The following is a 23,543-nucleotide window of genomic DNA, read 5'->3' as shown; positions in this document are numbered from 1 at the left end:
TCGGCCGGTTCTATAACCCTGAGGATTGTACGTTTGGCGGGTATTCCTATGTCGTTAGTAGTTGTCTAGAGTGTTTTTCGCCAACGACGTATGCTTTGGAAGAGCGCGAATTAAACCGATTGAGGGGAAGCAATCGGTCTCAGCTGGAGGCGAGAAGGTGAAAAAGCGACTTTTTGCCGTAGCTTTGACTGCGCTGACGCCCACACTGGGAATGATCGCCTACAACGAGTTTTCGGCCCGCTCCGAACGTAGCGGGGAAGTACATCGGCATGCTGCGCAAATTGCCCGTCAGGGTGCATCCAACATTGCGAGCGTAATCGACGGAATCAGGGGCATCCTGATCGCAACCTCTGCAATTCCAGCGATTGCCGCACGGGATCCAGCCTCCTGTAACGATGTGCTCAAATCCGTAGCGAGCAAGCTGGCACACATTGGCAATATCATTGTGCTGGACAGAGATGGAAAGCTGGTCTGTGACAGCCACGACTGGGCAGCGGGGACCAGCTTTGCTGATCGTGACTATGTCCAGAGGGCACTGAAGACGGACAGGCTCGTCGTCGGCGACTATACCGTCGCCCGCGTTTCGAGCGTGCCTATTCTGCCACTGGCGATGGCTCTTAAAGAAAATGGCGATACCGTCGGCGTTCTGGCGACGGGCGTCAGGCTTGATTGGCTGGGCGAACAGATACAGGCACGGGGCGTAGAACCTGGCGGTGCGATAACGATCGCCGATCGCAAAGGCGTTATCCTTGCACGCCATCCGGATCCGGGCAGATTTGTAGGCACCACAATACCCAAGGGCTATCAACATCTGATCGTCGCCGCCAAGCCCGGTACGACGGAAGTGCTCAGCCAGGATGGCACCGTACGGATCATGGGCTATGTTCCCGTGTCCGCGGAAAATCCGCTCTATGTGAGCGCCGGGTTTTCAAGAAGCATTGCTTTTGCGCCAATTAATCGCGCCACCCTGACAGGGCTTGTAATGACTGCCTTTGGGACGGTTCTTGCATTGGCCGCTGCGGTCTTCGTCGGGAACCGCTTCATTCTCGATCCCATCAATCGCATTGTTGCTGTCCTTGAGCGCTGGCGAAACGGCGATACTGGCGCACGGACACAAATGCAGGGACGCCATGGCGAGTTGGGACAGGTCGGTGCTTCCGTCGACGGTCTTCTTGACGAACTCGAGGTGCGGCGACGCGAGAGCGTCCGCGCTGAGGAAAAGCGCAAGCTTATGGCAAACGAACTCTCTCACCGTGTGAAAAATACCCTGGCCGTCGTACAGGCGATCGCGCGGCAGACGTATAAAAACCTCAACGAGCAAAATACGGCGTTTGCGGATCGGGTCAGTGCCCTTGGAACCGCCTATGACATATTGATGTCGGAAGACCACGACGCCGCCGAACTTGGAAAAGTGGTGGAGCGGGCGCTCCGTCCCGTTTGTGGCGGTGTGGAAAACGCCATCTCCGTTTCAGGTCCAAATTGCCTGATAAACGCCGAGGCCGTCAGCGCACTTTCCATGGTCGTCCATGAACTGGCGACGAATGCCCTGAAATACGGCGCTCTGGCCGAGGCCAAAGGCCGCGTCGAAATCGAATGGGAAACCACCAAGGGACGGATTGAATTCTTCTGGCGAGAGTTTGATGGGCCGGCTGTTGTTCCCCCGACCGGGAAAGGCTTCGGGACAAAGCTCATCCATAGCGCCTTTCCGGCAAGCCTGGAGCCGAAAACCGAGAGCCAGTTCGCACCGGATGGCCTGAAGTTCCACCTTTCGTTCGAGGCGGCGAAAAGCTGAAATATCCCGCCGGTTCACGAAACCAATTTTCCTGCCAGTTTTTTAAATAGTTTATTGCCGATGCTGCCTGTCGCTTTCACCATGAGGAGACTTCAGCAACGGAGAACTGCATGGTTGAGAAGAAAGAACCGCGTCGCCCGCGGGGGACATCGGCATGGGGCGAATTTGGGGTGACAAAGACTGTGGCGACCGAACTGATCCTGACGGCTCAAAAGGAACAGCGCCACAAGAGTGAAAGACTGCGGGCTTTGCGTCTGGCAAAACAGGAAAATTCCGGAGACTGGGTCGAGAAATAAGGACGGCCGCTTTTGTCCTGGAGTTCTTTTCGCTGCTTACGCTTGATGTCAAAACCTCGGGGCCATGCGCGACACGGTTTTGGCTTAGAGAGCTTAGAATTGCTGCCCAAGAACAATCCTGAGGACTGCCGCTTATCGCGGCTCCGCATGAAAATTGAGATAGGTCGGCTCGAACTCCGCAAGGCGCACCAGTTCGCGCCAGTCGTGTATGGTTACCGTGCGCGACACCCAGTCCAGCGCCTTTTCGTCACGCAACAGTCGCAGGGTCTTGCTGAGATGAACCAGCGATATACCCGGGACATCGGCCAGTTCTGCCTGCGTGAGAGGAAAGGAAAAGCTGTTGTCGTTGGTTTTTCCGACCACCTGAAGCCGCATGAAAATTTCACAGAAGAGGTGCGCCATATGTGACTTCTTGGAACGGCGGCCCATCGCCACGATCCACTCCCGATGAATTGCGCCATCTATCACAGTCAAAAGCCAAAGCAGTCGCGTCAGGTGAGGTTCGGTTTCCGTGACCCGTTTCAAATCACCGTGGTCCGCGAAGCCAACATGACACGCAGACAGCGCCACGATACTGTGATCCATCGTTTTCAGCGGAAGGCATGTAAATCGACAAAATCACCAGCCACATGAAGTGCCGTGATCTGTCGGCGTCCGTCCTCCAGAACCTTATAGCGCGCTGCAATGCCGTCGAGCAGCAAAGTGCTATAGCTCGGTCTTGATCCTTCAGTGACCATGTCCTCGCCGACAGCAAATCTATGCTCTCGGACGATCATGGAGCGCAGAACCTCAGCCTCCCGGGCAGAGACTGAATCGCGGGCTTGCAGGTGGTTCGATCAATACACTAATTCCCGGTTCGATTTCTCTCCTATCACATGGGCAAACCAGGAACAAAATCCAGGGGCTTTGAATTGTCGCTTGAAACTGAGGTGCCGTATGCAACGCTTTTTTTGATCTTCAAAACGGTGATGGATTTACCAAGGACGATGAAGGCAGAGAGCTTCCTTCACGAAAGGCGATCAATCTGGAAATTGCAAAAATCCTGCTGGACGTTGCCCAGGACGAGATGGGAAGTATCGATCATATGAACGTGACCGTCACCGTGCGCGACGACACGGGAAAGACGGTTTCTCGGGCAAGCTTGACCATGAACAACACATGGACCGCCGATTAGAGCCTCTGCTTGCAGAGGCTCCATATCTCAATGCCCTTTCGTGGAAATCACAACCCGCTGCTTTCCAGCCAGAAGACCTGAACCGACCTTGCGGTCAGAATTTGTGAACTGATCACCTCGGGCTCCGCCCATATGCGTTCGCCCAACGGCCCTGCAAGTTTCACGTCGTGGGCAGACAGATTAAGGCGAAGCTGGAGGACAAGCTCGCCCAGCGTCCAGTCCACGAAAACGCACTCCTCCGGCGACTTCAACAGAGTTGCCGAGTGTCCTTTTGCAGATGACAAATGCGGAACGATTTTATCGCGGCGCAGGCTGAGCAAACGCTGAAGCCAGGATGACCACTCCCTCCCCTGCTCGGTTTCGGCCTGGCGCCAATCCAGTTTCGAGCTAATGAAGGTTGTCTCGACATTCGGGTCGGGAATATCGGCCGCTGAAGATCCCCGGGGATAACCACCGAAGTTTTCGGCCTGTGGAGCACGATTTTTGCGGATGGCGTCGGCAATCTCGCCCTCGTAATCGGAGAAAAATGAAAAGCGGTTGTTGCCTTGAAGCAGTCGCCCATGAACAGAAGCGGGATTTGCGGTGAGAGCAAAAGTGTACTTGTCAGGACGCTATGCAACTGCTCGTCGATCGTCATGTGCAAGCGGTCGCCGAGCGCCCGGTTTCCGACCTGATCATGATTCTGCAGAAAATGCACAAATGCCACAGGAGGCAGCGAGGCGCTTGGCGGGAGCGGCTTACCGACGATGGATTGACCAGCCTCCAGGTAACCCTCGGACAATACCTTTCTGAGCTTGTCAAAAGACGCATCACCGAAATCCTCGAAAAGACCGGTATTTTCTCCGGTTGCGATAACGTGGATGACATGATGAAAAGCATCATTCCAATCCGCCGTGAACAGACCCGACGCCATCAGATCTGTTCCATTCGGGGGATTTTCCGTCACAAGATGAACATGGCGGTCCGTGATCCGCGCGCGAATGATTGTCGATAATTCCTCGATAACGTGCGGTTTGCTATCGTCTTTGAGCTCGTGGATGGCATCAAAGCGCAGGCCGTCGAGATGAAATTCCTCAAGCCAGTACAGAGCGTTGTCTATAAACAAGCGGCGTACCGGCTCTTCCTCGAAAGCGATTTGCGCACCCCAGTCGTTCTCCTTGCCTTCACGGAAAAAGCCGGGCGCATACTGGTCGAGGAAATTTCCGACAGGTCCGAAATGATTGTAGACAACATCGAGAAAGACCATCAGACCCAGATCGTGGGCGAGATCGACAAACACCTTGAAGTCGTCCGGCGTTCCGTAGGCACTGTGCGGCGCATACTGCAGGACGCCGTCATATCCCCATCCCCTGTCGCCCGGAAAATGCGCCACGGGCATGAGTTCGATCGCCGTAAATCCCAATTCGGCCAAACGTGCAAGCTTGCCCGCCGCCGCCTGAAACGTGCCCTCTTGCGTGAAGGTCCCGATATGGAGCTCATAGATAATGGTCTCGTGCCAGGGACGACCCAGCCAATCCCCGTCCTGCCATTGGTAGGCACGCGGATCTGTCAGGACGGACAAACCGGAAACGTCGGAGACCTGCTGCCGGGAGGCGGGGTCGGCAACCACCCGGCCGTCGCTTAATACAAAGCCATAGGCCGAGCCGAAAGGTTGCCCTTCGACAACAACCTCAAACCATCCGTCTCCGACGGGCGTCATGACATGATCATCTGACAAGCGAAGGGTGACGTTCTTTTCGGCCGGTGCCCAAATCCGGAAACATATACCCTCGCCGGTAACAGTAGGCCCCCAGGCATTGCCGCAGGTTTGCACTACGCGTGTTTCGGGTATCAGCAGGCTATCCATGTCGCAGGAACTCCTCGGTATATTGAATTTTAAGCTGTACAGAAAAGCGATCGCCCAGAAGCTTCAAGCAGGCATCATGGGTTTCATCGACACCACTGCAGACGGCATCCCGAAGCACGGTCGTCGCATAGCCGAGGTCGATGGCGCCAAGCACGGTGGCAAGAACACAAACATCCGTTTCGCCCCCGTAATCACCAGGCGAGAGACACGCTGGGCCCTCAGCATCCGGTTGAGACGTCCATCGATCCATGGCGAATAGGTGGATTTGCGGAAAGTTCGAGCAGGCGGAATGAAGGACTTCAAGGGCGGAACGACATCCGTCATTTGAGCGGGCAAGTGGTCGCCGGTCATGGCCGACCATTTCTCGTAATACGCACGCCAGGCTCCAGGTGCTTCACTGAGATCATCGGGTGGTGTGAACAGTGTGAAGATTGTTCGATCCGGGAAGCGACCAACCATCTCCTCGACGGGCGGCAGTGCCGATGCCATCCAGGGAACGTGCCAGGGTGTGTCTTCTGCAAAAAGACGTTGCATATCAACGCAGATGTGTCGCCAGTCGTTCATTCATCTCTCTTCCAGAAGCGTTCCGGAACGGGGTTGCATTTCGAGCGGGTTCAAAACCTTCTTCACTGAGTCGGCCTTGCAAGGGCGGGGAGCACCTCGCGTCCAAAAAATCGATAAATTCAAGCTGATTGCGTCCGCGGTTGTGGAGGTAGATCTCCGAGAAGCCCATGGCCTGATATTGCCGGATCCAGTCGATATGATCGCCCGCATCGGTCGAAGCACACAGACCCTCATCGAACGCTTCCAGCGTCACCGCCGCGGTTGCTTCGTCGAACTGTTCAGGCGTTGCAAGATCGGCAAGCTGGTCGGCATCAAGCGCGCAGCATCGCCACTGGTCCCAGCCATCCTTGACAGCCTGTTCCCGTGTTCCTGCGGCCCAGCTTAGCTGGAACTGGAGAATGACGGGTTTACCCTCGCCGCCGCCCTCTCTGAATGCCGCGATGATTTCCCTTGTTTTTTCCGGCGAGCTTCGCACGGTGATCAGTCCATCGGCCCACTCGCCCATCCACCTCGCTGTCTCGGCACTCAACGCAGCGCCGTAGATTTTCGGTAAAGTCGAAGGCAAGGACCACAATTTGAGATTTTCGGCCTTGATGAACGACGTCGATGAGACGGTCTCCCCGCGCCAGAGCTTGCGGATCATGGATACGCCTTCGAACAAGCGAAGGTTCCGCTCGTCCTTGTCGGGCCAGCCCTTTCCGACAGGCCGCTCGTTGAGAGCCTCGCCGCTGCCGGCAGCAATCCAGCGAAACCGGCCGGGGAACAGGTCACAGAGCGTTGCCGCAGCCTGTGCTATAAGTGCCGGGTGATAACGGCCGTCGGTGGGAATGGCCAGCGAGCCGAACGGCAGGGCGGTAGCCTGCATCGCGGCACCCAGCCAGGACCATGCAAAGCCTGAATTTCCCTGACGCACACTCCAGGGCGCCAAATGATCAGATGACATGACGGCCCCGAAATTTGCGGCCTCGGCGGCGCGGACGAAACGGGCAAGGTCAGCCGGACTGAACTGCTCATGGGATGCGTGGTAACCGATCATAAAAATCCTCGCTATCAGCAGCCCATGAACTCACTTAGCCGTGAAGAGTTGCATGGTTTTGGGGAAAAAGAGGTGATCCGGAAAATGCCCACTTTTCGCTCCACCGTTCAGAACCGTTTGCTTAAAAAAGGTGAACCTTTAAGGCCGAAACGCCACGGCAGATCGATCGCCTTGGAAATGCCGATGCGTGTGCCCACGGACAAGGAGGCGGGCTCTTTCGGAAGGGTGAGATGGAATGGGGAATGCGCCAGGGATTGCTCGTTAAGCCTGTCGTCTACAGCAAGGGCCTGACACAGGCGCCCGGGACCGGAGCAGAGCAGCAAGGGATTTTCGATGTTCCGTCTGGACATCATAAGCGCGATACCCGCTTTGGGCTCGATAGCCCGAAGCAGAACCGCGCTTCCGCGGAGGCAGACAAAATTCAGGCACCAATGCAGGCCATAGGATCGATACACGTAGACGGACCCCGGCGAGCCGTACATTGCACTGTTTCGGACGTTCTGCCCTTTGAAGCTGTGGGATGCCGGATCGTCGGAGCCGTAAGCTTCCGTTTCCACGATAACGCCACCAATCCCCTGCACAAGGAACTCCGCGCCGATCAAGGCCCCCGCAACCTGGGCCGCTGGGCGTTCGAAAAAAGTTCCAGAGCCATTGACCGAACGCTAATGCCAATCATCCTTCGCGTATGGTGTGTTTGACGCTATGCAGTTTTAGAGCCGGCTGACGGTGCCGGCCGGCGCAACAAGATGTTCACGCTCAGATTTTTGCCGTAACTTCGGCCTCTTTCAGCGAGAGGAATTTGGTGGTGACCTGCGCTAAATTTTCGTCAAGCCAGGCGGCCATGGTCTGCTCCTCGGCGAGGTTTGCGCGCAGGCCCGACGTGGCGGCGACATAGCCGCCGGCGTCAGCGATGGTCAGAAGCGATTTGTAGGCGGCGATCTCATAATTTTCGAAGGCAAAATTCGCCAAGGAATTCTTGAGGATTTCATCGCCAGCCATCGTGTGACCCATCGCCGCCATTCCGCCGGCAAAGGAAAGAGCCCAATCCTTGAACGCGGAATGGTCCTCCCCGAGATCCTGCAAGATCTGATCGAGCCGATCAATTTGACCCTCGGTCTCCTGGATATGCTGCTGGAGCTTCTGGGCCACTTCCGGATAGTTTTCAATCCGTTCGAGTTGCGGCTTCATGATGGAGAGCGCCTGGTTTTCCATGGCGTGCGCATTGCGCAAGCCGGTGATGAAAATATCGCGTGTTTCGTTCTCAGCCATGTCAGCTCCTTGTTTCGAACCGTTTCGATGGCCGTAAAACTTGAGTTCCGTAATGTTGTTCCAAAAAATCCCGGAGCGATATTTGCGCCCCATAGCGATATCTGCGGCGACACCTGTTCGCGGCTCGATTTTAAAAGCGACACGGGCTTGCCCCGCGCCAAAATTCGGCTCGTGTCCTTTCCAAGGATAAAGTGAAGACCTCCGGAACTTCCCCGACATCCGAAAGTTCATTGCATTGGAAAACTTCAGGAGTCCAACAATGTCAGACACTCACCATCCAAAGCCTCCGCAGCCCCGTCAAGAACAAACGCCTCCCGGCGAGACCGGGCTTATGACGCCGATTCCGGATCATGGAGAAGACTCCTATCAGGGCTCGGGGCGGCTCAGCGGAAAAGTGGCCCTGATTACAGGCGGCGATTCAGGGATCGGCCGTGCGGTTGCGATCGCCTTCGCGCGTGAGGGCGCGGATGTCCTGATTTCCTATCTGAACGAACATGAAGATGCGGAGGACACCGCCGGCTGGGTCGAGCGCGCAGGTCGTAAAGCTCTTACCGTGCCGGGTGACATCAAGGACGAGGCACATTGCAACGCCTTGGTGCAAAAGGCTGTGGGCGCGTTGGGCCGGATAGACATTCTGGTCAACAACGCCGCGTTTCAGCGGACCTATTCCTCCATTCAAGACATTGACGCGACGGAGTGGGACGAGACCTTTCGCACCAATATCTACGCGCCATTCTATCTTTCGAAAGCCGCAATACCCCATATGAGGCCTGGGAGTTCGATCATCAACACGACGTCGATCCAGTCGCGCCAGCCCTCGTACCACCTGCTCGCCTATGCCGCCACAAAGGGCGCTATATCGAACTTCACGGCGGGCCTTGCCGAAATGGTTGCTGAGAAGGGCATCAGGGTCAACGCGGTTGCGCCCGGCCCCATTTGGACGCCTCTCATCCCATCGACGATGCCGCCTGAAAAATCCGAAACCTTCGGAAAACAGACGTTGCTCGGTCGTGCAGGACAGCCTGCGGAACTTGCCGGCGCCTACGTCCTGCTGGCCTCGAATGAAGGGAGCTACATGACCGGCGCGGTCATTCCCGTCACCGGTGGAGAAATCATGATCTAGTCGCGCAATACCCATTGTCGCGCGGACGGGTGGATTGGCGGAAACGATCATTGATGCCAACGAAGCCGCGATGGCTGCGCGCGTGGCAACCGGATTTCAGTTCCAACCGGGTTCGGTAGAAGGTTTCTATCATGCCATTGATCGCGCATTGACCGGTTTTGAGCGCCCATCCTTTTGCCGAAGGCTCCAAAATCAGGCCATGAAGGCCGACTTCTCATGGCATCGCAGCGCCGCCCGCTATGCGGATCTTTATTCCGAACTTCACAGAGACGTGGCGTCGGATGCACGCCTATACAGGGGATCCGTCGCCTGACGATGTCAAGTCCTGTCCCATCGTAGACGGGATCAAAATCTTCTCCTTGTTTACAGCGTCCATTACGGGAAACAACCATGATCCCCTCTGCAACCTACCGTCTCCAATTTCGGAACGGCGTGACATTCGACACTGCGATAGAGCTGATAGAAAAATTGCGTGGCCTCGGCATCAGCCATCTCTACGCGTCACCGATCTTCACTGCGACGGAAGGCTCGACGCACGGTTACGACATCATAGATGTCAATGAGATCGATCCCGCCATTGGCGGGCGCGGGGGCTTCAGCCGCCTGTCCGACGCACTGCGGAAAGCAGATATCGGCCTCATCCTCGATATCGTTCCCAACCATATGGCCGCATCTGTCGAGAACGCCTGGTGGACGGACGTTTTGCAAAAGGGGAAAACCAGCCCCTTTGCCAACCACTTCGATATCGACTGGTCGGAAAAAATCACTCTGCCGATCCTCGGGGCACCTCTCGAAACCGTCATCGCTGACGGGGATCTCAAGATTTCAGGCAGTCTGGCCGATGGTTCTCTGGCGCTTGATTATTCGGGTTTGAGGCTGCCTCTCAGGGCGGAAAGTGTGCAGAAAGGCTCGGAAGAAGTGGGAGCTTTCGACGCGGCTGCTGCCAAATCTCCGGGCGAGCAGTTCGCGATCAGGCGTCTGCTGGACGAACAGCATTGGCAACTCATTCCCTGGAGGAATGCACCCTCCCATCTCAGCTACAGACGTTTTTTCGAGGTGACCGGTCTGGTCGGCGTCAGGATGGAAGACGAGGCCGTTTTTCAGGATTGCCACCGGCTCATCCTCGAACTCGTAAAATCGGGGCAGGTGCAAGGTCTTCGAATCGATCATGTGGACGGTCTTGCCAACCCTTCGGGATATCTAGATCGCCTTCGCGCCGCGGTTGGAGACGGCACCTACATTGTCGTTGAGAAAATCCTCGGCCCCGATGAAGAGCTTCCACGCCATTGGCCGGTCTCGGGCACGACAGGTTACGAGTTCATCGCAGCGCTATCCCAGCTGTTCGTAGAGGAATCCGGGCTCAAAAAGCTCGATGCCGCCTATACCGGTATCGATCCGACAGCAGCCGATTATAAAACGGCGTTGCGCGAAGCAAAGCAGCTGATGGTTACAAGGAATTTTGAAGGTGAGGTTCGCAAACTATCCGAACTTTGCCGGTCGGTAGATGAAGGATTTGGCCAAGAGATTATCCAGAATGCCATCCAGGAACTTCTGATCGCATTTGACGTCTATCGGACCTATGGTTTCCGCGGCCCATTGAATGATCGCGACAGGAACATTCTGACGGGCGCGCTCGATCGGGCACGGCCCAAGGTTCAGGACAACGACGCCCTGAACCTTGTAGAGGACATTTTGCTCGGCAACATTACCGGCGACCCTGCGGCCGAGTTTCAAGTTCGCTTCCAGCAACTGAGCGGTCCAGTGATGGCGAAATCGCTGGAGGACACAGTTTTCTATCGGTACAATCGCTTCCTCGCGACAAATGAAGTTGGGGGCTCTCCAAACGAAGCATGCGGAAGCATCGAGGCATTTCACGCGACAATGTCGAAACGCCTGGAAAGCCAGGCAAACGGCCTCTCGGCTACGGCAACCCATGACACAAAACGCGGAGAGGACGCGCGAGCGCGTCTCTATGCAATTTCGGAAGGCGCGCCCCTGTGGGTCGAAGGCGTGAAGCGCTGGAACAGGATGAACAAATCCGCACGATCCCATCTTTCCGACGGCGTAGCACCCGAACTCAATATCGAATGGATGTTGTATCAGTCTCTGGCGGGAATATGGCCGGAGCGAATGACGGAATGCGATTGCTCCGACCTGCAGGAAAGGTTCGTGCGCTATACAGAAAAGGCGTTTCGAGAAGCAAAACTCAGAACCAACTGGGCGAATCCGAACGAAGCCTACGAAAAAGCTGTGATGGCATTTGCGGCAAATTTGCTTTCCGCAGAGAGTATGCAATTCCGGGAAGACTTCGGCGCCACACTTAGGCCGTTCATCCGTTGCGGCTTCCTGAACAGTATGTCTCAAACGCTGATAAAACTGACAGCTCCAGGGGTGCCCGATTTCTACCAGGGTACGGATGGACCTGACTTCAGTCTTGTTGATCCGGATAATCGCCATCCTCTCAATTCGAATTGCGCCCGTTGTGATGAGGACACTCCTTCACCGGAACGATTGAAGTTCGAACATCGAAAAAGAAAGATAATCAGGCACGGGCTGGCGTTTCGTAACGAAAACAAGACCCTCTTCGATCTTGGTGACTACCTTCCCATCCCGGTTGTCGGTCGACGGAGAGAAAATGTTGTCGCCTTTGCGCGAGTATTCGAAAGTCGCTACTGCGTGACAATCGTACCAAGATTGGTTTTCGGACATATCGACGAAAAAAACGAACGGATTCCATCTGGATTTTGGGAGGACACCCGGCTGGAAATACCCCTGGTAATGCGGGGCCTCGCGCTTGACGTGATATCCGGACAAGCGGGAATTGAGAGTAGCCATGGTTTGCTTGCAAACCTCCTTGCTCTGGACGATGTCGCTTTAATTTCCGGCACCGCTCTAAGGCGCTAAAGGTCGCCCATTGCTTAGGAGAGTTAATCGGAACCATTTAAAAAGATTCCAGTTATAGCGCCGTAGAAAGATAGTTTTCATTTGGAGAAACGCATGCCGGCACGCTGGAACGAACCCGTCATCATCAATGCGCCAGTCAGTGGCCGCGTACAGGTTACAGGGCCCTTTGAAGCACTGGTGGTTTTGATGGACGAGTGGCCCGACCTGCGTGGCGCAGGATACGTACGCGCCCGCAGCATGTGCCGAGCGGCGATTGCGGGGAGAAGAGATGCAGAGGACGCTCGCGTTCAGTTCATCGGGGCTGCCAAAGAGGCAAATCTGATGCACTGAGCGAGGCCCGCCCGTGAGATATGCGCCACCCGAGGAAAAGGTCGGTGTGCATCGCGACTCGTGTCAGAGTCGAAGAAGGAGGGCAGGAATGCAAACCGTTTGGCGACCCCCGTTGAGCTTGATATCGCGGGAAGCGGTAAAGTGTATGTAGCCGGCCCTCGCGAAGCACTCGATTACCTGACAACCATCTGGCCCGATCAGACCAGCGAGCAGCTTATTAATTGCAAAGCAGCCTGCATGGAAGCTCTGGAAGGTGTCATCGGCGGTGAGGTCTGTCGAAACATTTTTGTAGCATCCGGATGTGAAGCCGGAATGATTCCTATGCGAACTAACGCGTATACACTCACAAGGGAGAAAGACTATGCAGCCAGTGAAACCACCTGAGCATGATGAAGGCGATCCCAAGCGAGCAGGTGAATGCCGCGATGCGCTGGAAAGCAAAGTGCAACAAGTGCTTGAAGAGGCTTGTCGGGTCGGCTGGACGCGAGAGGAAGCGGTAGCGGCATTGCTCGACATCGCGCAAAGACCGGCAAGCGGAGGAACCTTCCCTTGAGGTTGGGGCCGCCGGATGACGGGCGTTGCAATGTAATTCTCGATTGATCCGCGTTGCGGTTAGAGGGAACTTCTACAGACTGAGGTCGTTTTCTGAACATCAATCAGGAGATCGATCATGGAACAGAAAACCCCGAAACCCGGTACTGCTGGCACCACAGAACAGTCTCCCCGTTGGGAGGGACCCGAAGAGACCCGCCCCCGCGGTTACCTCCCGGCGACTGACGATCCGGCAACCGATCGTGACGCCGTTGGAGAAAATCTGAATGATCCGGACCGGCGCAAAGTAACGGATGCGGGCAAGACGAGGGAGATGTATAATGGGGTCGAACGGATCAAAAAAATCATCCGTTTCAGAGATCCACCGTGACGCCGCGGGGCAATATGCGAAGGGTCTGGAACGCAGTGACAATAATGGCGTCGCAAGCGCCAAGCCGCGAGTTATCACAGGCTCCGATGATGCGACATTGCACAAGACACCACCCGGCAAAAAAGCGGTGGAAGACTGGGATATCAACAGTGACGACCGCGATGCGGATGATGAGGAGTTCAGGGGATAGTCGATCCGACAGTCCCTTCGCACGTTATGAAACCGCTCGGGAACATGGCTATGACGAAACCGAAAAACGAAGATCTGACCGACCAACCGATGACGTCTTCAACCTGGAAACCGGACCCGGCGGCTCTCGATCTGGATTCGCAGCCACTGCCTGATGAAGCCGAGCTTGGGAATGATGACAACGACATTCCCCCAGCTAGATCCGGGATGTCAGCTGAAGAAGAGAAGCCGGTGGAAGCGGAAGGGACCGACAATCCGGTCCACCATAGCGGCCGCGTGCCGAACAGCCCTCTAACAGAATGACAGGAGACGTCGTCGCTCGACCTGTGCCGTGCGACGCGAAACAGCCGCGCGCCGCGTTGCGACTATCAGCATCTGCCCGCGGTAGGGAGAGGCCGGTCCCGAACGGGCCGTAGATGACGACCGGCCAAAGGCAGGCTATTCATTTTGCCCGTTCCCGGAGCTGCCATCTTTGCATGTCGTTTGGCCAACAACCCTGCCGGCGTGACGTTTGCCATCACCATATGAAGCTTGTTCTTCCAGCCCCCGACGACGTCACCCTCGTCATTCATCAAGGCATCGAAGCCGACCTTGGCGACATCGGCGGAATCATCCTTCTCCGCCTGTCCCACCTCGGTGTCGAGCATGTCCGCTCGTTCGAAGAACTTGGTCTCAGTTGGCCCCGGCATAAGGCAGGTCACGGTGACGCCAGTGTCCTTCAACTCGTGACGCAGGGTAAAAGAGAAGGAGTTCAGAAAAGCCTTGGTGCCGTTATAAACGGCCTGATAAGTGCCAGGAATGAAACCTGCGATCGAGCCCGTGATGAGGATTTTGCCCGCACCGCGCGCGCGCATCTCGTTCCCGATTTTATGAATAAGCGCAACGGTACCCGTCACGTTGGTCGCGATGACGTGCAATGCCTCATCTGGTCTTCCCCCTGAAAAGTGGTCCTTTTTGAAGTATGGCTCCTGAGCCGAGGAAGGACATTGAAATGGCAGCGAAAAGACACAAGGCGGAAGAGATCGTCACGAAGCTTCGTCAGGTTGACGTGCTGAATGCGCAGGGCAAATCGATGGCGGAGGCGATCCGGTCGATAGGCGTGACGGAAGTTACATATTACCGCTGGCGGGCAGAATACGGTGGCCTGAAGGGCGATCAGGTGAAGCGCCTAAAAGAGCTGGAGACCGAGAATGCGCGGCTCCGGCGGGCTGTTTCCGATCTAACCCTGGACAAGATGATCCTTGCGGAGGCTGCCAGGGGAAACGTCTAAGCCCCGCTCGCCGTCGTGCCTGTGTGGACCAAGTCACCGCAGAACTGGGCGTGTCCGAACGACGGGCATGCCGGGTTCTCGGCCAGCATCGTTCCACGTGAGCCGCAAAATCGCAAAGACACCAGATGACGAAGCGGCATTGACCGCCGACATCACGGCGCTCGCTCTCCAATATGGCCGCTATGGCTATCGTCGCATCACGGCGATGCTGCATCAGGCGGGTTGGATCGTGAACGTCAAACGGGTCGAGCGGATATGGCGACGGGAGGGGCTGAAGGTTCCATCCAAGCAACCCAAACGCGGTCGGCTCTGGCTGAACGACAGCGCGTGCATCCGGCTTCGGCCGGAATATCCCAACCATGTCTGGTCCTACGATTTTGTCGAGGACCGGACCCACAGCGGCAGAAAGCTACGCATGTTCGCGACAAACGCTTTGCATTTGCGCTGATGTGATCGATGAGTTTACGCGGGAATGCATTGCCATCAGGGTCGAGAGGAAGCTGAAGGCTGTGGATGTCATCGACGTCCTCTCAGACCTGTTCATCCTGCGGGGCGTCCCGGCGCATATTCGTTCCGACAACGGCCCGGAATTCATCGCCAAGGCGCTGAGGGAGTGGATTGCAACGGTCGGTGCCAAAACGGCTTACATCATGCCGGGCAGCCCATGGGAGAACGGTTATTGCGAAAGCTTCAACTCGAAGCTCAGGGACGAACTGCTCAACGGAGAAATCTTCTACACGCTCAAAGAAGCGAAGATCATCATCGAGGGCTGGCGGGGGCACTACAACACCGTGCGTCCGCACTCGTCACTGAACTACAAGTCACCGGCACCCGAAGCGGCTGTCTGGCCTCGCCAAAACGGCCCGACGTCAACGCCAGCGGTGGCGGCCAGACCCAGCATGCACTAACATTAAACCCGGATCACCCCATGGGGGCAGACCACCAAGGCATCCGGGCTCTGGACATTCCCTCCCTGCTCCGAGTGAAACTCGTTAGATCAAAATTGCGGGCTGGACTTTCAGTCTGGCGCTTCTATTGAAAGCGGGAAGTAAAAGCCATACCGATGGCGGGATAAAGGCGATCACGAGCGACTTGGGTCATGCTGAAAGATCGCACAGGTCGATCGCCGACAGGTTAACTTTACGGTTCCGTCTACGGCCTAGCCTATTCTTGTTCATCCTGAACAATCTGATCAGCAGGAATTGTAATTCTAAAACTTGTTCCCTGCATGTGTGCGGTTTCGACAACGATGCTCCAACCAAGTTGTTTCAGTGCCTTGGCGACGATTGCTAGCCCCATGCCAGTGCCAATCACACCGTTTCCCGGATTGAGACGGGTAAATGGTTCGAAGATTTTCTCCTTAAACACCGGATCAAAGCCAATACCGTTGTCCGTTATGACATATTCCATGCCTTCGTCCGACAATTGGGTGATTATCGATACCCTCAGCGTGCGGTCTACGGGTGTGTATTTGATTGCGTTACTGATGAGATTTTCGAGAATCTGTGAGACCAGCGTTGGGTCAGCGCGAACGCGAATATCGTGAATGTCAACTTTGACTTCGCCTTTACGGTCACGGATGGACAGTTCGTGCGTTTCCAACGCGTGTTTCGTTTCCTCCTTCAATGACAATTGGTGAATAACGGCTGTGTGCTGATCTAGCTCAGCGTGTTGAAGGATGTTGCGGACAAGATTGCGTGCCCGCTTTGCGGATTCGTTGATTGTCTCAAGGAACATTTTGAGGTCCGGACCTCTGGCTGTATCCTCCTCAATGGCCAATTCCGAGAAAGAGACGATTTTGCGTAAAGGTTCCTGGAGATCGTGAGACGCGAAATGGGCATATTGTGACAGGCTCGTGTTCATTTGCTCGAGCGCATCGGCTTTATCCCGCAGTTCCTGGGTTCGTTGCTGGATACGGAGTTCCAGTTCCAACTTTATCTGCTCCAATTCAGCATATGCACGCTGTTGCTCCTGGCCCGATCTCGCGAGTGCATCGTTCTTTTGCTCGAGCATGACTGTACTTGGCAGCTTCAGCGCCGACGGCATCAGCGTCCAACTGGCCACCGCAGTCGCGCCGGATACCACCGCTGTGGCCGCCTTGAGCACGCCTTCGAAGCTATAGACAGGCTCCCAAAGCGTGATAAATCCGACCAGATGTGTCATCCCCCAGGCGAAAATGAACACGCAAAACAACAGCGCTATGCGGCTGGGAACGAGGTCTGGCCGCCTAATGGTGATATAAAGAATGGCCGTGGGAATTATGAAATAAGAGGAGAATATGACGAGGTCGGATATCGCGTGAAGGGCTATAAGATCCGTTCGCCACGTCATGCAATAACCGTGGGCCAAGAACGAGTTTGTCTCGAAGTACTGGAGAAACTTTTCTAGCATGCCCTCGCCCATCCCCTATTCGGGAATGCCGAGCAATTCCCTTTGAATTGATTGCATGCCCAGCATTGTTTCCGGCTTTGCGAATGCACCGCTTGCCCCAAAGGACAGTGCCTGTTGTTGTGTCTTGTCGCTGTTGGTTGTGCTTACAATGTAGATTGGTACGACGTCCAGACGCCTCATTCTACGAAGGCGCTTCAGCAATTCCAAGCCGTTCATACCCGGCATGTTTATGTCAACGCATATGCAATCCGGAAGTTCGTTTTCTTGTTCGCCTAATGTATCAAAAAATCCAATGCATCCTGGCCACTATAAAAAACAGTGATCTTAACCCGCGTAGCAGCCTCTATTTCAAGCCGCTTAAGCGAGGTTGACATCAGAAAGATGTCATCTTTGTCATCATCAACTAGAAAGATGTGTTTTCCGGACATTTGAATTTGCCATTTATTAGCGAAACGCCAATGATATGAAATTGTAGCAAATATTGTTCAATTTGGCAAAAATTTACGGAATTAATTAGAAACGTATTCGGGGATCACAGCCTGAACGAGCCAATCAGTTGGGCGTTGGTGGGGGGATCAGCAAATGTGCGGGAGTCGGTCTTTCATGGGCCGATTATTTGGTTGCTCCCGTCGAGGTTTGGCAACGAACGGATTTCGGGCGTCCGCAGGCAAGCATTCGGTTAAGGATGGCGACGCCGATCGCAGCTTCAGTCTGCTGCGCACTGAATGAACGAGCACGTAGCCGCGGGCCGATGACGCCCTTGTATCGACCCATCGCGGTTTCAACCAAAGCTCGCTTGGCATAGCCGGTGGACGTCTGCCATTTCAGCCGACTCTGTTGCAAAAATCGCGTTGATTGTTGGTTTCCACGCAGAACTGAGCCGGTTAGGCGCATAAGGGGTGCGGATAAAAAGTTGGACAGCTTTATAAGTTAAGGCCGAGGCTCTTGCGATATTCGACCGGGCTGAGTGATCCCAGCGATATCTTGATCCGCTTCTCATTGTACCAGCGGATATAGGCGTCTACCTCGGCAACGAACTTTTTGATTGTGATGGCCTTCCAATCTCGTGGATAAAATAGTTCCGTTTTCAATCGGCCGAAGAAGCCTTCGCATGCGGCGTTATCTTGTGAGCAGCCCTTTCGGGACATTGAGCGAACCAGTTTCGCTTCGCTGATCCGCGTTAGCCAGCCTGGCCAGCGATAATGGGCTCCGCGATCGGAATGGACGATTGGCCGTTCTTCGCCGTCGGTCACGGTCTCAATAGCTGCATCCAGCATAGTATTGACCAGCCGCGCGTCTGGTTGCGTTCCAATCGACCAACTGATGACCATTCCGTCGAAGCAATCGATGATGGGCGAGAGATACACCTTCCCGGCTGGGATCTGGAACTCGGTGATGTCTGTCAGCCATTTCTCGTTCGGCGCTTTCGCATGGAAGTCGCGATTGATCAGGTTCTCGGGTGCCGGACTTATTTCTCCCAAGTACGATCCGAAACGCCGTCGGCGCGGTCTGGCCACGACCAAGTGCTCCTGCTTCATCAAGCGCTGGACAACCTTTTCCGAGATGATCACGCTCTTCCTGGCCAGTGACGCCTGTAGTCTGCGGTAGCCGTAACAACGACGGTTCGCTTCAAAGATTTCCGCAAGGCTGTGCCGGACGGCGGCATACTTGTCTGCCAGACACATGCGCGTGCGATGATAAAAGTAGGAGCTTCGCGCAATTTGCAGCTGGGCGAGCAGTTCTGGCAAGCGATAGGTATCTTTAAGGGCGTCAACCAGCTGTGTTTTTTCCCGATTACTCAGGATCTGCAGATCGACGCCCAGTTCTTTTTTAGGAGTTCATTGGCCTTCTTCAGGAGGTCATGCTCGAGTTGCAACTGGCGAACATCACGTTGGAGGGCTTCAAGCTGGCGCTCGAGTTCCTCGCGTTCCGGCGCCTGCGGGGTGGTTTTGCGGCGTTTCATGGAGGAAGGAGCCTCATGACCGAGTAGCTGGTCTTTCCAGTTGTACAACGTCGGCCTGCAGACGCCCAGCCGGTCAGCCACCTGTTGGGCGCTTTCATCTCCACTACATAGTCCGATGACACCAGCTGGCTTCACCGCTGCGGGATAGGCAGGGCGCCACGATCGACCCACCATCGATGTTCGCGTCTCCGGAAAGGCCTCACGTACCCATGCGGTCAGAGTTCCTCGACCAGGATAGCCGAGCGCCCTCATCGTCGCAGAGATGCAACGATCATGGGTGCGGTAATGCTCAAGTGCCGCCTGCTTCTGACTCTTGGAATACTTTGGCGCTCGAGCTACCGGCTGAATACGCAGGTCGAGATGCTGTACGTACTCGCGGTACCAACCCCTCAGCGCATTCTTTGTGGGATAACCCAACTGCCGAATGGTCCCGTTAAGTCGCTTGCCAAGCCTGATATAAAGCTCAACGGCTCGAAGTCTGTCTGCGTAGGAATACATGAACTACCTCCTGGTGGTCCAAGTTTTCGTCCGCACCCCCACCGGCTCAGTTCCGCGTGGAAACCAACAACGAATCGCAATGACGGGTCGTATCGCAGTGATCCAGGCCGAACCGAGCGTCCGCCAAGCGGTGCCGGGTCCCAGTCGGATTGCCCAGTTCCTTGACCGGCAGCGCCATATCGGTATGCCCGGAGTCCTTGGACGTTGCCCGGAATGTAGCCCGAAACGCAAAAAAGCGCCCCGGAGGACGCCTTTTCAAAGCTAAGTCGTTGTAATCTGGTTGCGGGGGCAGGATTTGAACCTGCGGCCTTCAGGTTATGAGCCTGACGAGCTACCGGGCTGCTCCACCCCGCGCCAAGCGCATTCGGCATTGCCGAATGTCGCGATTGTGTAACTGCTTTGCAGTTACACTTACTACCTGAGCAAATCCCTTGGGATTTGTCTCATGTTAGGGAGGCACCGTCACGCATGCGACGGCTTCTCCCTGAGATTTTCTGATCCGGCTTAACGTACCGAAGCAAAAAGGCCGCTTGATGGCGGCCCGTTGTTTCGGCTTTGGCCGAGGATGAAGAGAAGATGGTTTGGTATTTTCTTGCCTTTAATAGACCTGGCAGCGACCTACTCTCCCGCGTCTTAAGACGGAGTACCATTGGCGCAGGGGCGTTTCACGGCCGTGTTCGGAATGGGAACGGGTGCAGCCACCCCGCAATAACCACCAGGTCAACTAAGGGCAAGAATTGCGCTGGCGACAGCGCAAAACCAAATGAGAAGCTGGTTCACTCTAGGAGTGATTAGGGATTAGTCGTTAGTGACTAGTCTATTTGAACACGTCTTTTTCTAAGCTGCTTTGGGCCCATCCGGAGCGAAAGCTCCGCAAGGCCAAGCGGCCGTCGCGTCTCGTGACGCGGCCCGTCCGGAGCGTTTTTCACGCGCCAGGACATAAAGAAAGGGATCATTAAAGCGCCGGAGGCGCTCTGATGAGCACTAGCAATGAGAACAATCAAGCCAATCGAACTATTAGTACCGGTAAGCTTCATGCATCGCTGCACTTCCACACCCGGCCTATCAACGTGGTAGTCTTCCACGGTTCTCAAGGGAATACTCGTTTTTAGGTTGGTTTCCCGCTTAGATGCCTTCAGCGGTTATCCATTCCACATATAGCTACCCTGCTATGCCGTTGGCACGACAACAGGTCCACCAGAGATGTGTCCACCCCGGTCCTCTCGTACTAGGGGCAGATCCTATCAATATTCCTACACCTACGGCAGATAGGGACCGAACTGTCTCACGACGTTCTGAACCCAGCTCACGTACCGCTTTAATTGGCGAACAGCCAAACCCTTGGGACCTGCTCCAGCCCCAGGATGCGATGAGCCGACATCGAGGTGCCAAACAACCCCGTCGATATGGACTCTTGGGGGTCATCAGCCTGTTATCCCCGGCGTACCTTTTATCCGTTGAGCGATGGCCCTTCCACGCGGGACCACCGGATCACTATGACCGACTTTCGTCTCTGCTCGACTTGTCAGTCTCGCAGTCAGGCGGGCTTATGCCATTGCACTCGACGAACGATTTCCGACCGTTCTGAGCCCACCATCGCGCGCCTCCGTTACTCTTTCGGAGGCGACCGCCCCAGTCAAACTACCCACCATACACTGTCCCGGATCCGGATAACGGACCGCGGTTAGACATCCATGACGATAAGGGTGGTATTTCAAGGATGGCTCCACCTGAACTGGCGTCCAAGCTTCAAAGCCTACCACCTATCCTACACATGCCGACACGAATGCCAGTGTAAAGCTATAGTAAAGGTGCACGGGGTCTTTCCGTCTGACCGCAGGAACCCCGCATCTTCACGGGGAATTCAATTTCACTGAGTCTATGCTGGAGACAGCGGGGAAGTCGTTACGCCATTCGTGCAGGTCGGAACTTACCCGACAAGGAATTTCGCTACCTTAGGACCGTTATAGTTACGGCCGCCGTTTACTGGGGCTTCAGTTCAAAGCTTGCACCTCTCCCTTTAACCTTCCAGCACCGGGCAGGCGTCAGACCCTATACGTCGTCTTGCGACTTCGCAGAGCCCTGTGTTTTTGATAAACAGTCGCTACCCCCTGGTCTGTGCCACCTCTTTCCACTTGCGTAAAAAGAGGTCACGCTTCTTCCGAAGTTACGCGTGCAATTTGCCGAGTTCCTTCAGCATAGTTCTCTCAAGCGCCTTGGTATACTCTACCTGACCACCTGTGTCGGTTTCGGGTACGGTCTATATTGGTGGAGCTATTTCCTGGAACCGCTCCGCTGCCCTTCCAATCCAATAAGAAAGAACAACTTGTGCAATCCGTCACTACCACCAGGCCCACGAATATTAACGTGGTTCCCATCGACTACGCATGTCTGCCTCGTCTTAGGGGCCGGCTAACCCTGCTCAGATTAACTTTAAGCAGGAACCCTTGGTCTTTCGGCGAGGAGTCTCTCACTCCCTTTATCGTTACTCATGTCAACATTCGCACTTCCGATACCTCCAGGGGCCCTCACGGGTCCCCTTCACAGGCTTACGGAACGCTCTGCTACCACCAACTGACAAGTCAGTTGATCCTCAGCTTCGGTGCATGGCTTTAGCCCCGTTACATTTTCGGCGCAAAGACCCTTATTTAGACCAGTGAGCTGTTACGCTTTCTTTAAATGATGGCTGCTTCTAAGCCAACATCCTGGTTGTTTTGGGATCCTCACATCCTTTCCCACTTAGCCATGACTTGGGGACCTTAGCTGGAGGTCAGGGTTGTTGCCCTCTTCACGACGGACGTTAGCACCCGCCGTGTGTCTGCCGATTAGTACTCTCAGGTATTCGGAGTTTGGTTAGGATCAGTAAGACGGTGAGTCCCCATAGCCCATCCAGTGCTCTACCCCCTGAGGTATTCGATCGACGCACTACCTAAATAGTTTTCGCAGAGAACCAGCTATCTCCGAGTTTGATTGGCCTTTCACCCCTAACCACAAGTCATCCCAATCTATTGCAACAGATGCGGGTTCGGTCCTCCAGTTGGTGTTACCCAACCTTCAACCTGCTCATGGCTAGATCACTCGGTTTCGGGTCTAATGCGACGAACTGAACGCCCTATTCAGACTCGCTTTCGCTGCGCCTTCACCTATCGGCTTAAGCTTGCTCGTCACACTAAGTCGTTGACCCATTATACAAAAGGTACGCCGTCAGGCTTGCGCCCTCCGACTGTTTGTAGGCAACCGGTTTCAGGTTCTATTTCACTCCCCTTGTCGGGGTGCTTTTCACCTTTCCCTCACGGTACTTGTTCGCTATCGGTCATGCACGAGTACTTAGGCTTGGAGAGTGGTCTCCCCATGTTCAGACAGGATTTCACGTGTCCCGCCCTACTCTAGGACAATGAGTGTTCTACATGTACGGGGCTATCACCCGCTACGGCCGGACTTTCCATTCCGTTCCACTTTATTCCTCATTGCCACTGGCCTGGTCCGCGTTCGCTCGCCACTACTTACGGAGTCTCGGTTGATGTCCTTTCCTGCAGGTACTTAGATGTTTCAGTTCCCTGCGTTCGCTTCTTACCCCTATGTATTCGAAAGTAAGATACCTTATGATAATACCTAGAAATCTAAACCGTTCTTGCGAACGGCTTAAACTTTCTAGGTATTTAAGGTGGGTTTCCCCATTCGGAAATCCATGGATCAAAGCTTATTCGCAGCTCCCCACGGCTTATCGCAGCGTATCACGTCCTTCATCGCCTGTGCATGCCAAGGCATCCACCAATTGCCCTTATTTCACTTGATCGTTCTCATTGCCAATGCTCATCATCTGTTTGATTTGGTAAACCTTGTCCTCTTCGCTTGCGCTCAGAGGGGTGCCAAATCCGGCCATCCGGACAACCTTGCGATTGCCGCTGATGGGCTGCGCGCCCCTAACGATAAAGGACGAACAAACGAACGGGTTACCTTTTACAACCCATCCTTT

At 55.1% G+C, this 23,543-nt stretch carries 17 protein-coding genes, 1 tRNA gene, 2 rRNA genes and 6 pseudogenes (1 of these 26 only partly in view); 11 read left to right on the top strand and 15 right to left on the bottom strand.

Translation table 11 applies throughout. The annotated features are described in order from the left end of the window. Window positions 1–70 precede the first annotated feature (70 nt). A complete protein-coding gene (locus P6U16_RS12990; RefSeq protein ID WP_277700920.1) occupies window positions 71–1,792 on the top strand; it encodes an HWE histidine kinase domain-containing protein in 1,722 nt (573 codons plus the stop codon). A 110-nt stretch (window positions 1,793–1,902) separates the two neighbouring features. Further along, entirely contained in the window at window positions 1,903–2,088 is a 186-nt protein-coding gene (locus tag P6U16_RS12985) for a hypothetical protein (protein ID WP_277700919.1), read from the top strand. A gap of 132 nt (window positions 2,089–2,220) precedes the next feature. Here the strand turns inward: P6U16_RS12985 and P6U16_RS12980 are convergent. From P6U16_RS12980 to P6U16_RS12950, 7 genes and pseudogenes are all read right to left on the bottom strand, one after another. After that, a pseudogene (locus P6U16_RS12980) lies at window positions 2,221–2,915 on the bottom strand (Crp/Fnr family transcriptional regulator). A 394-nt stretch (window positions 2,916–3,309) separates the two neighbouring features. Continuing rightward, entirely contained in the window at window positions 3,310–3,546 is a 237-nt protein-coding gene (locus P6U16_RS12975) for a hypothetical protein (protein ID WP_277700918.1), read from the bottom strand. Further along, window positions 3,510–5,108: an alpha-amylase family glycosyl hydrolase gene (locus tag P6U16_RS12970; RefSeq protein ID WP_277700917.1), complete on the bottom strand. Its 1,599-nt coding sequence runs from the start codon at window positions 5,106–5,108 to the stop codon at window positions 3,510–3,512. Before P6U16_RS12970 ends, P6U16_RS12975 begins: the two co-directional genes overlap by 37 nt. Continuing rightward, a pseudogene (locus P6U16_RS12965) lies at window positions 5,101–5,672 on the bottom strand (isochorismatase family cysteine hydrolase). The gene P6U16_RS12970 and the pseudogene P6U16_RS12965 overlap by 8 nt, the downstream one beginning before the upstream one ends. Then, entirely contained in the window at window positions 5,644–6,708 is a 1,065-nt protein-coding gene (locus tag P6U16_RS12960) for a TIGR03885 family FMN-dependent LLM class oxidoreductase (protein WP_277700916.1), read from the bottom strand. Before P6U16_RS12960 ends, P6U16_RS12965 begins: the two are co-directional and overlap by 29 nt. Before the next feature lie 107 nt (window positions 6,709–6,815). Then, window positions 6,816–7,310 (bottom strand): DNA-3-methyladenine glycosylase, encoded by a 495-nt coding sequence (locus tag P6U16_RS12955; protein ID WP_277700915.1) that lies wholly within the window; start codon window positions 7,308–7,310, stop codon window positions 6,816–6,818. Window positions 7,311–7,464: 154 nt separating this feature from the next. Next, window positions 7,465–7,977: a ferritin-like domain-containing protein gene (locus P6U16_RS12950; protein WP_277700914.1), complete on the bottom strand. Its 513-nt coding sequence runs from the start codon at window positions 7,975–7,977 to the stop codon at window positions 7,465–7,467. Window positions 7,978–8,236: 259 nt separating this feature from the next. Here P6U16_RS12950 and P6U16_RS12945 point away from each other — a divergent pair, with 259 nt between their 5' ends. The 8 genes and pseudogenes from P6U16_RS12945 to P6U16_RS12910 all read left to right on the top strand — a co-directional run bounded on the left by P6U16_RS12945 (window position 8,237) and on the right by P6U16_RS12910 (window position 13,748). Then, window positions 8,237–9,100 (top strand): SDR family oxidoreductase, encoded by an 864-nt coding sequence (locus P6U16_RS12945; protein WP_277700913.1) that lies wholly within the window; start codon window positions 8,237–8,239, stop codon window positions 9,098–9,100. A gap of 34 nt (window positions 9,101–9,134) precedes the next feature. Then, window positions 9,135–9,413: a hypothetical protein gene (locus tag P6U16_RS12940; RefSeq protein WP_277700912.1), complete on the top strand. Its 279-nt coding sequence runs from the start codon at window positions 9,135–9,137 to the stop codon at window positions 9,411–9,413. Between the two features lie 77 nt (window positions 9,414–9,490). Continuing rightward, window positions 9,491–12,004, top strand: a complete 2,514-nt coding sequence (gene treY / locus P6U16_RS12935) for a malto-oligosyltrehalose synthase (RefSeq protein ID WP_277700911.1) — start codon at window positions 9,491–9,493, stop codon at window positions 12,002–12,004. Between the two features lie 93 nt (window positions 12,005–12,097). Continuing rightward, entirely contained in the window at window positions 12,098–12,334 is a 237-nt protein-coding gene (locus P6U16_RS12930; RefSeq protein ID WP_277700910.1) for a DUF982 domain-containing protein, read from the top strand. 361 nt (window positions 12,335–12,695) lie between these two features. Then, window positions 12,696–12,887: a hypothetical protein gene (locus tag P6U16_RS12925; RefSeq protein WP_277700909.1), complete on the top strand. Its 192-nt coding sequence runs from the start codon at window positions 12,696–12,698 to the stop codon at window positions 12,885–12,887. Between the two features lie 117 nt (window positions 12,888–13,004). Beyond that, window positions 13,005–13,196 (top strand): annotated as a pseudogene (locus P6U16_RS12920) (hypothetical protein); the annotation flags it as partial. A 10-nt stretch (window positions 13,197–13,206) separates the two neighbouring features. Beyond that, window positions 13,207–13,446, top strand: a complete 240-nt coding sequence (locus P6U16_RS12915) for a hypothetical protein (RefSeq protein WP_277700908.1) — start codon at window positions 13,207–13,209, stop codon at window positions 13,444–13,446. A gap of 50 nt (window positions 13,447–13,496) precedes the next feature. Continuing rightward, window positions 13,497–13,748 (top strand): hypothetical protein, encoded by a 252-nt coding sequence (locus tag P6U16_RS12910; RefSeq protein WP_277700907.1) that lies wholly within the window; start codon window positions 13,497–13,499, stop codon window positions 13,746–13,748. A 143-nt stretch (window positions 13,749–13,891) separates the two neighbouring features. Here P6U16_RS12910 and P6U16_RS12905 read toward each other — a convergent pair. Continuing rightward, window positions 13,892–14,443, bottom strand: a pseudogene (locus tag P6U16_RS12905) (SDR family NAD(P)-dependent oxidoreductase); the annotation flags it as partial. Here P6U16_RS12905 and P6U16_RS12900 point away from each other — a divergent pair. After that, window positions 14,437–15,623 (top strand): annotated as a pseudogene (locus P6U16_RS12900) (IS3 family transposase). The pseudogenes P6U16_RS12905 and P6U16_RS12900 sit on opposite strands and share 7 nt — an antisense overlap. 256 nt (window positions 15,624–15,879) lie before the next feature. On the opposite strand, the gene P6U16_RS12895 reads toward P6U16_RS12900, so the two are convergent. The 7 genes and pseudogenes from P6U16_RS12895 to P6U16_RS12865 all read right to left on the bottom strand — a co-directional run. Beyond that, window positions 15,880–17,118: a HAMP domain-containing sensor histidine kinase gene (locus tag P6U16_RS12895; protein ID WP_277700906.1), complete on the bottom strand. Its 1,239-nt coding sequence runs from the start codon at window positions 17,116–17,118 to the stop codon at window positions 15,880–15,882. Window positions 17,119–17,718: 600 nt separating this feature from the next. Then, a pseudogene (locus P6U16_RS12890) lies at window positions 17,719–17,937 on the bottom strand (IS5/IS1182 family transposase); the annotation flags it as partial. Between the two features lie 92 nt (window positions 17,938–18,029). After that, a protein-coding gene (locus P6U16_RS12885) for an IS3 family transposase (RefSeq protein ID WP_277700905.1) occupies window positions 18,030–19,567 on the bottom strand; the annotation gives its coding sequence in 2 pieces (ribosomal slippage) (window positions 18,030–18,931 and window positions 18,931–19,567; 1,539 coding nt in all). A 277-nt stretch (window positions 19,568–19,844) separates the two neighbouring features. After that, a tRNA-Met gene (locus P6U16_RS12880) sits at window positions 19,845–19,921 on the bottom strand. A gap of 251 nt (window positions 19,922–20,172) precedes the next feature. Continuing rightward, window positions 20,173–20,287 (bottom strand): 5S ribosomal RNA (gene rrf, locus P6U16_RS12875). A 276-nt stretch (window positions 20,288–20,563) separates the two neighbouring features. Continuing rightward, window positions 20,564–23,363: ribosomal RNA gene (locus tag P6U16_RS12870) — 23S ribosomal RNA — on the bottom strand. After that, on the bottom strand, window positions 23,349–23,543 hold the 3' portion of the coding sequence (locus tag P6U16_RS12865; RefSeq protein ID WP_277700679.1) for a hypothetical protein. It continues 12 nt past the right edge of the window; the window shows 195 of its 207 coding nt (coding positions 13–207); its start codon lies beyond the right edge, outside the window; it ends in the stop codon at window positions 23,349–23,351. Before P6U16_RS12865 ends, P6U16_RS12870 begins: the two co-directional genes overlap by 15 nt.

It is taken from the genome of Rhizobium sp. 32-5/1, from assembly GCF_029537235.1.
In the GTDB taxonomy this organism is placed as follows: Bacteria; Pseudomonadota; Alphaproteobacteria; order Rhizobiales; family Rhizobiaceae; genus Pararhizobium.
The sequence above is the reverse complement of the archived record's forward strand: the minus strand, read 5'-3'. Positions and strand labels throughout refer to the sequence as shown.

What these genes read in the sequence shown, in the direction of transcription:
- P6U16_RS12985 (WP_277700919.1), top strand. Translation starts at nt 1,903, where the DNA reads ATGGTTGAGAAGAAAGAACCGCGTCGCCCGCGGGGGACATCGGCATGG.
- P6U16_RS12970 (WP_277700917.1), bottom strand. Translation starts at nt 5,108, where the DNA reads ATGGATAGCCTGCTGATACCCGAAACACGCGTAGTGCAAACCTGCGGC.
- P6U16_RS12960 (WP_277700916.1), bottom strand. Translation starts at nt 6,708, where the DNA reads ATGATCGGTTACCACGCATCCCATGAGCAGTTCAGTCCGGCTGACCTT.
- P6U16_RS12950 (WP_277700914.1), bottom strand. Translation starts at nt 7,977, where the DNA reads ATGGCTGAGAACGAAACACGCGATATTTTCATCACCGGCTTGCGCAAT.
- P6U16_RS12945 (WP_277700913.1), top strand. Translation starts at nt 8,237, where the DNA reads ATGTCAGACACTCACCATCCAAAGCCTCCGCAGCCCCGTCAAGAACAA.
- treY (WP_277700911.1), top strand. Translation starts at nt 9,491, where the DNA reads ATGATCCCCTCTGCAACCTACCGTCTCCAATTTCGGAACGGCGTGACA.
- P6U16_RS12930 (WP_277700910.1), top strand. Translation starts at nt 12,098, where the DNA reads ATGCCGGCACGCTGGAACGAACCCGTCATCATCAATGCGCCAGTCAGT.
- P6U16_RS12925 (WP_277700909.1), top strand. Translation starts at nt 12,696, where the DNA reads ATGCAGCCAGTGAAACCACCTGAGCATGATGAAGGCGATCCCAAGCGA.
- P6U16_RS12915 (WP_277700908.1), top strand. Translation starts at nt 13,207, where the DNA reads ATGGGGTCGAACGGATCAAAAAAATCATCCGTTTCAGAGATCCACCGT.
- P6U16_RS12910 (WP_277700907.1), top strand. Translation starts at nt 13,497, where the DNA reads ATGACGAAACCGAAAAACGAAGATCTGACCGACCAACCGATGACGTCT.
- P6U16_RS12895 (WP_277700906.1), bottom strand. Translation starts at nt 17,118, where the DNA reads ATGGGCGAGGGCATGCTAGAAAAGTTTCTCCAGTACTTCGAGACAAAC.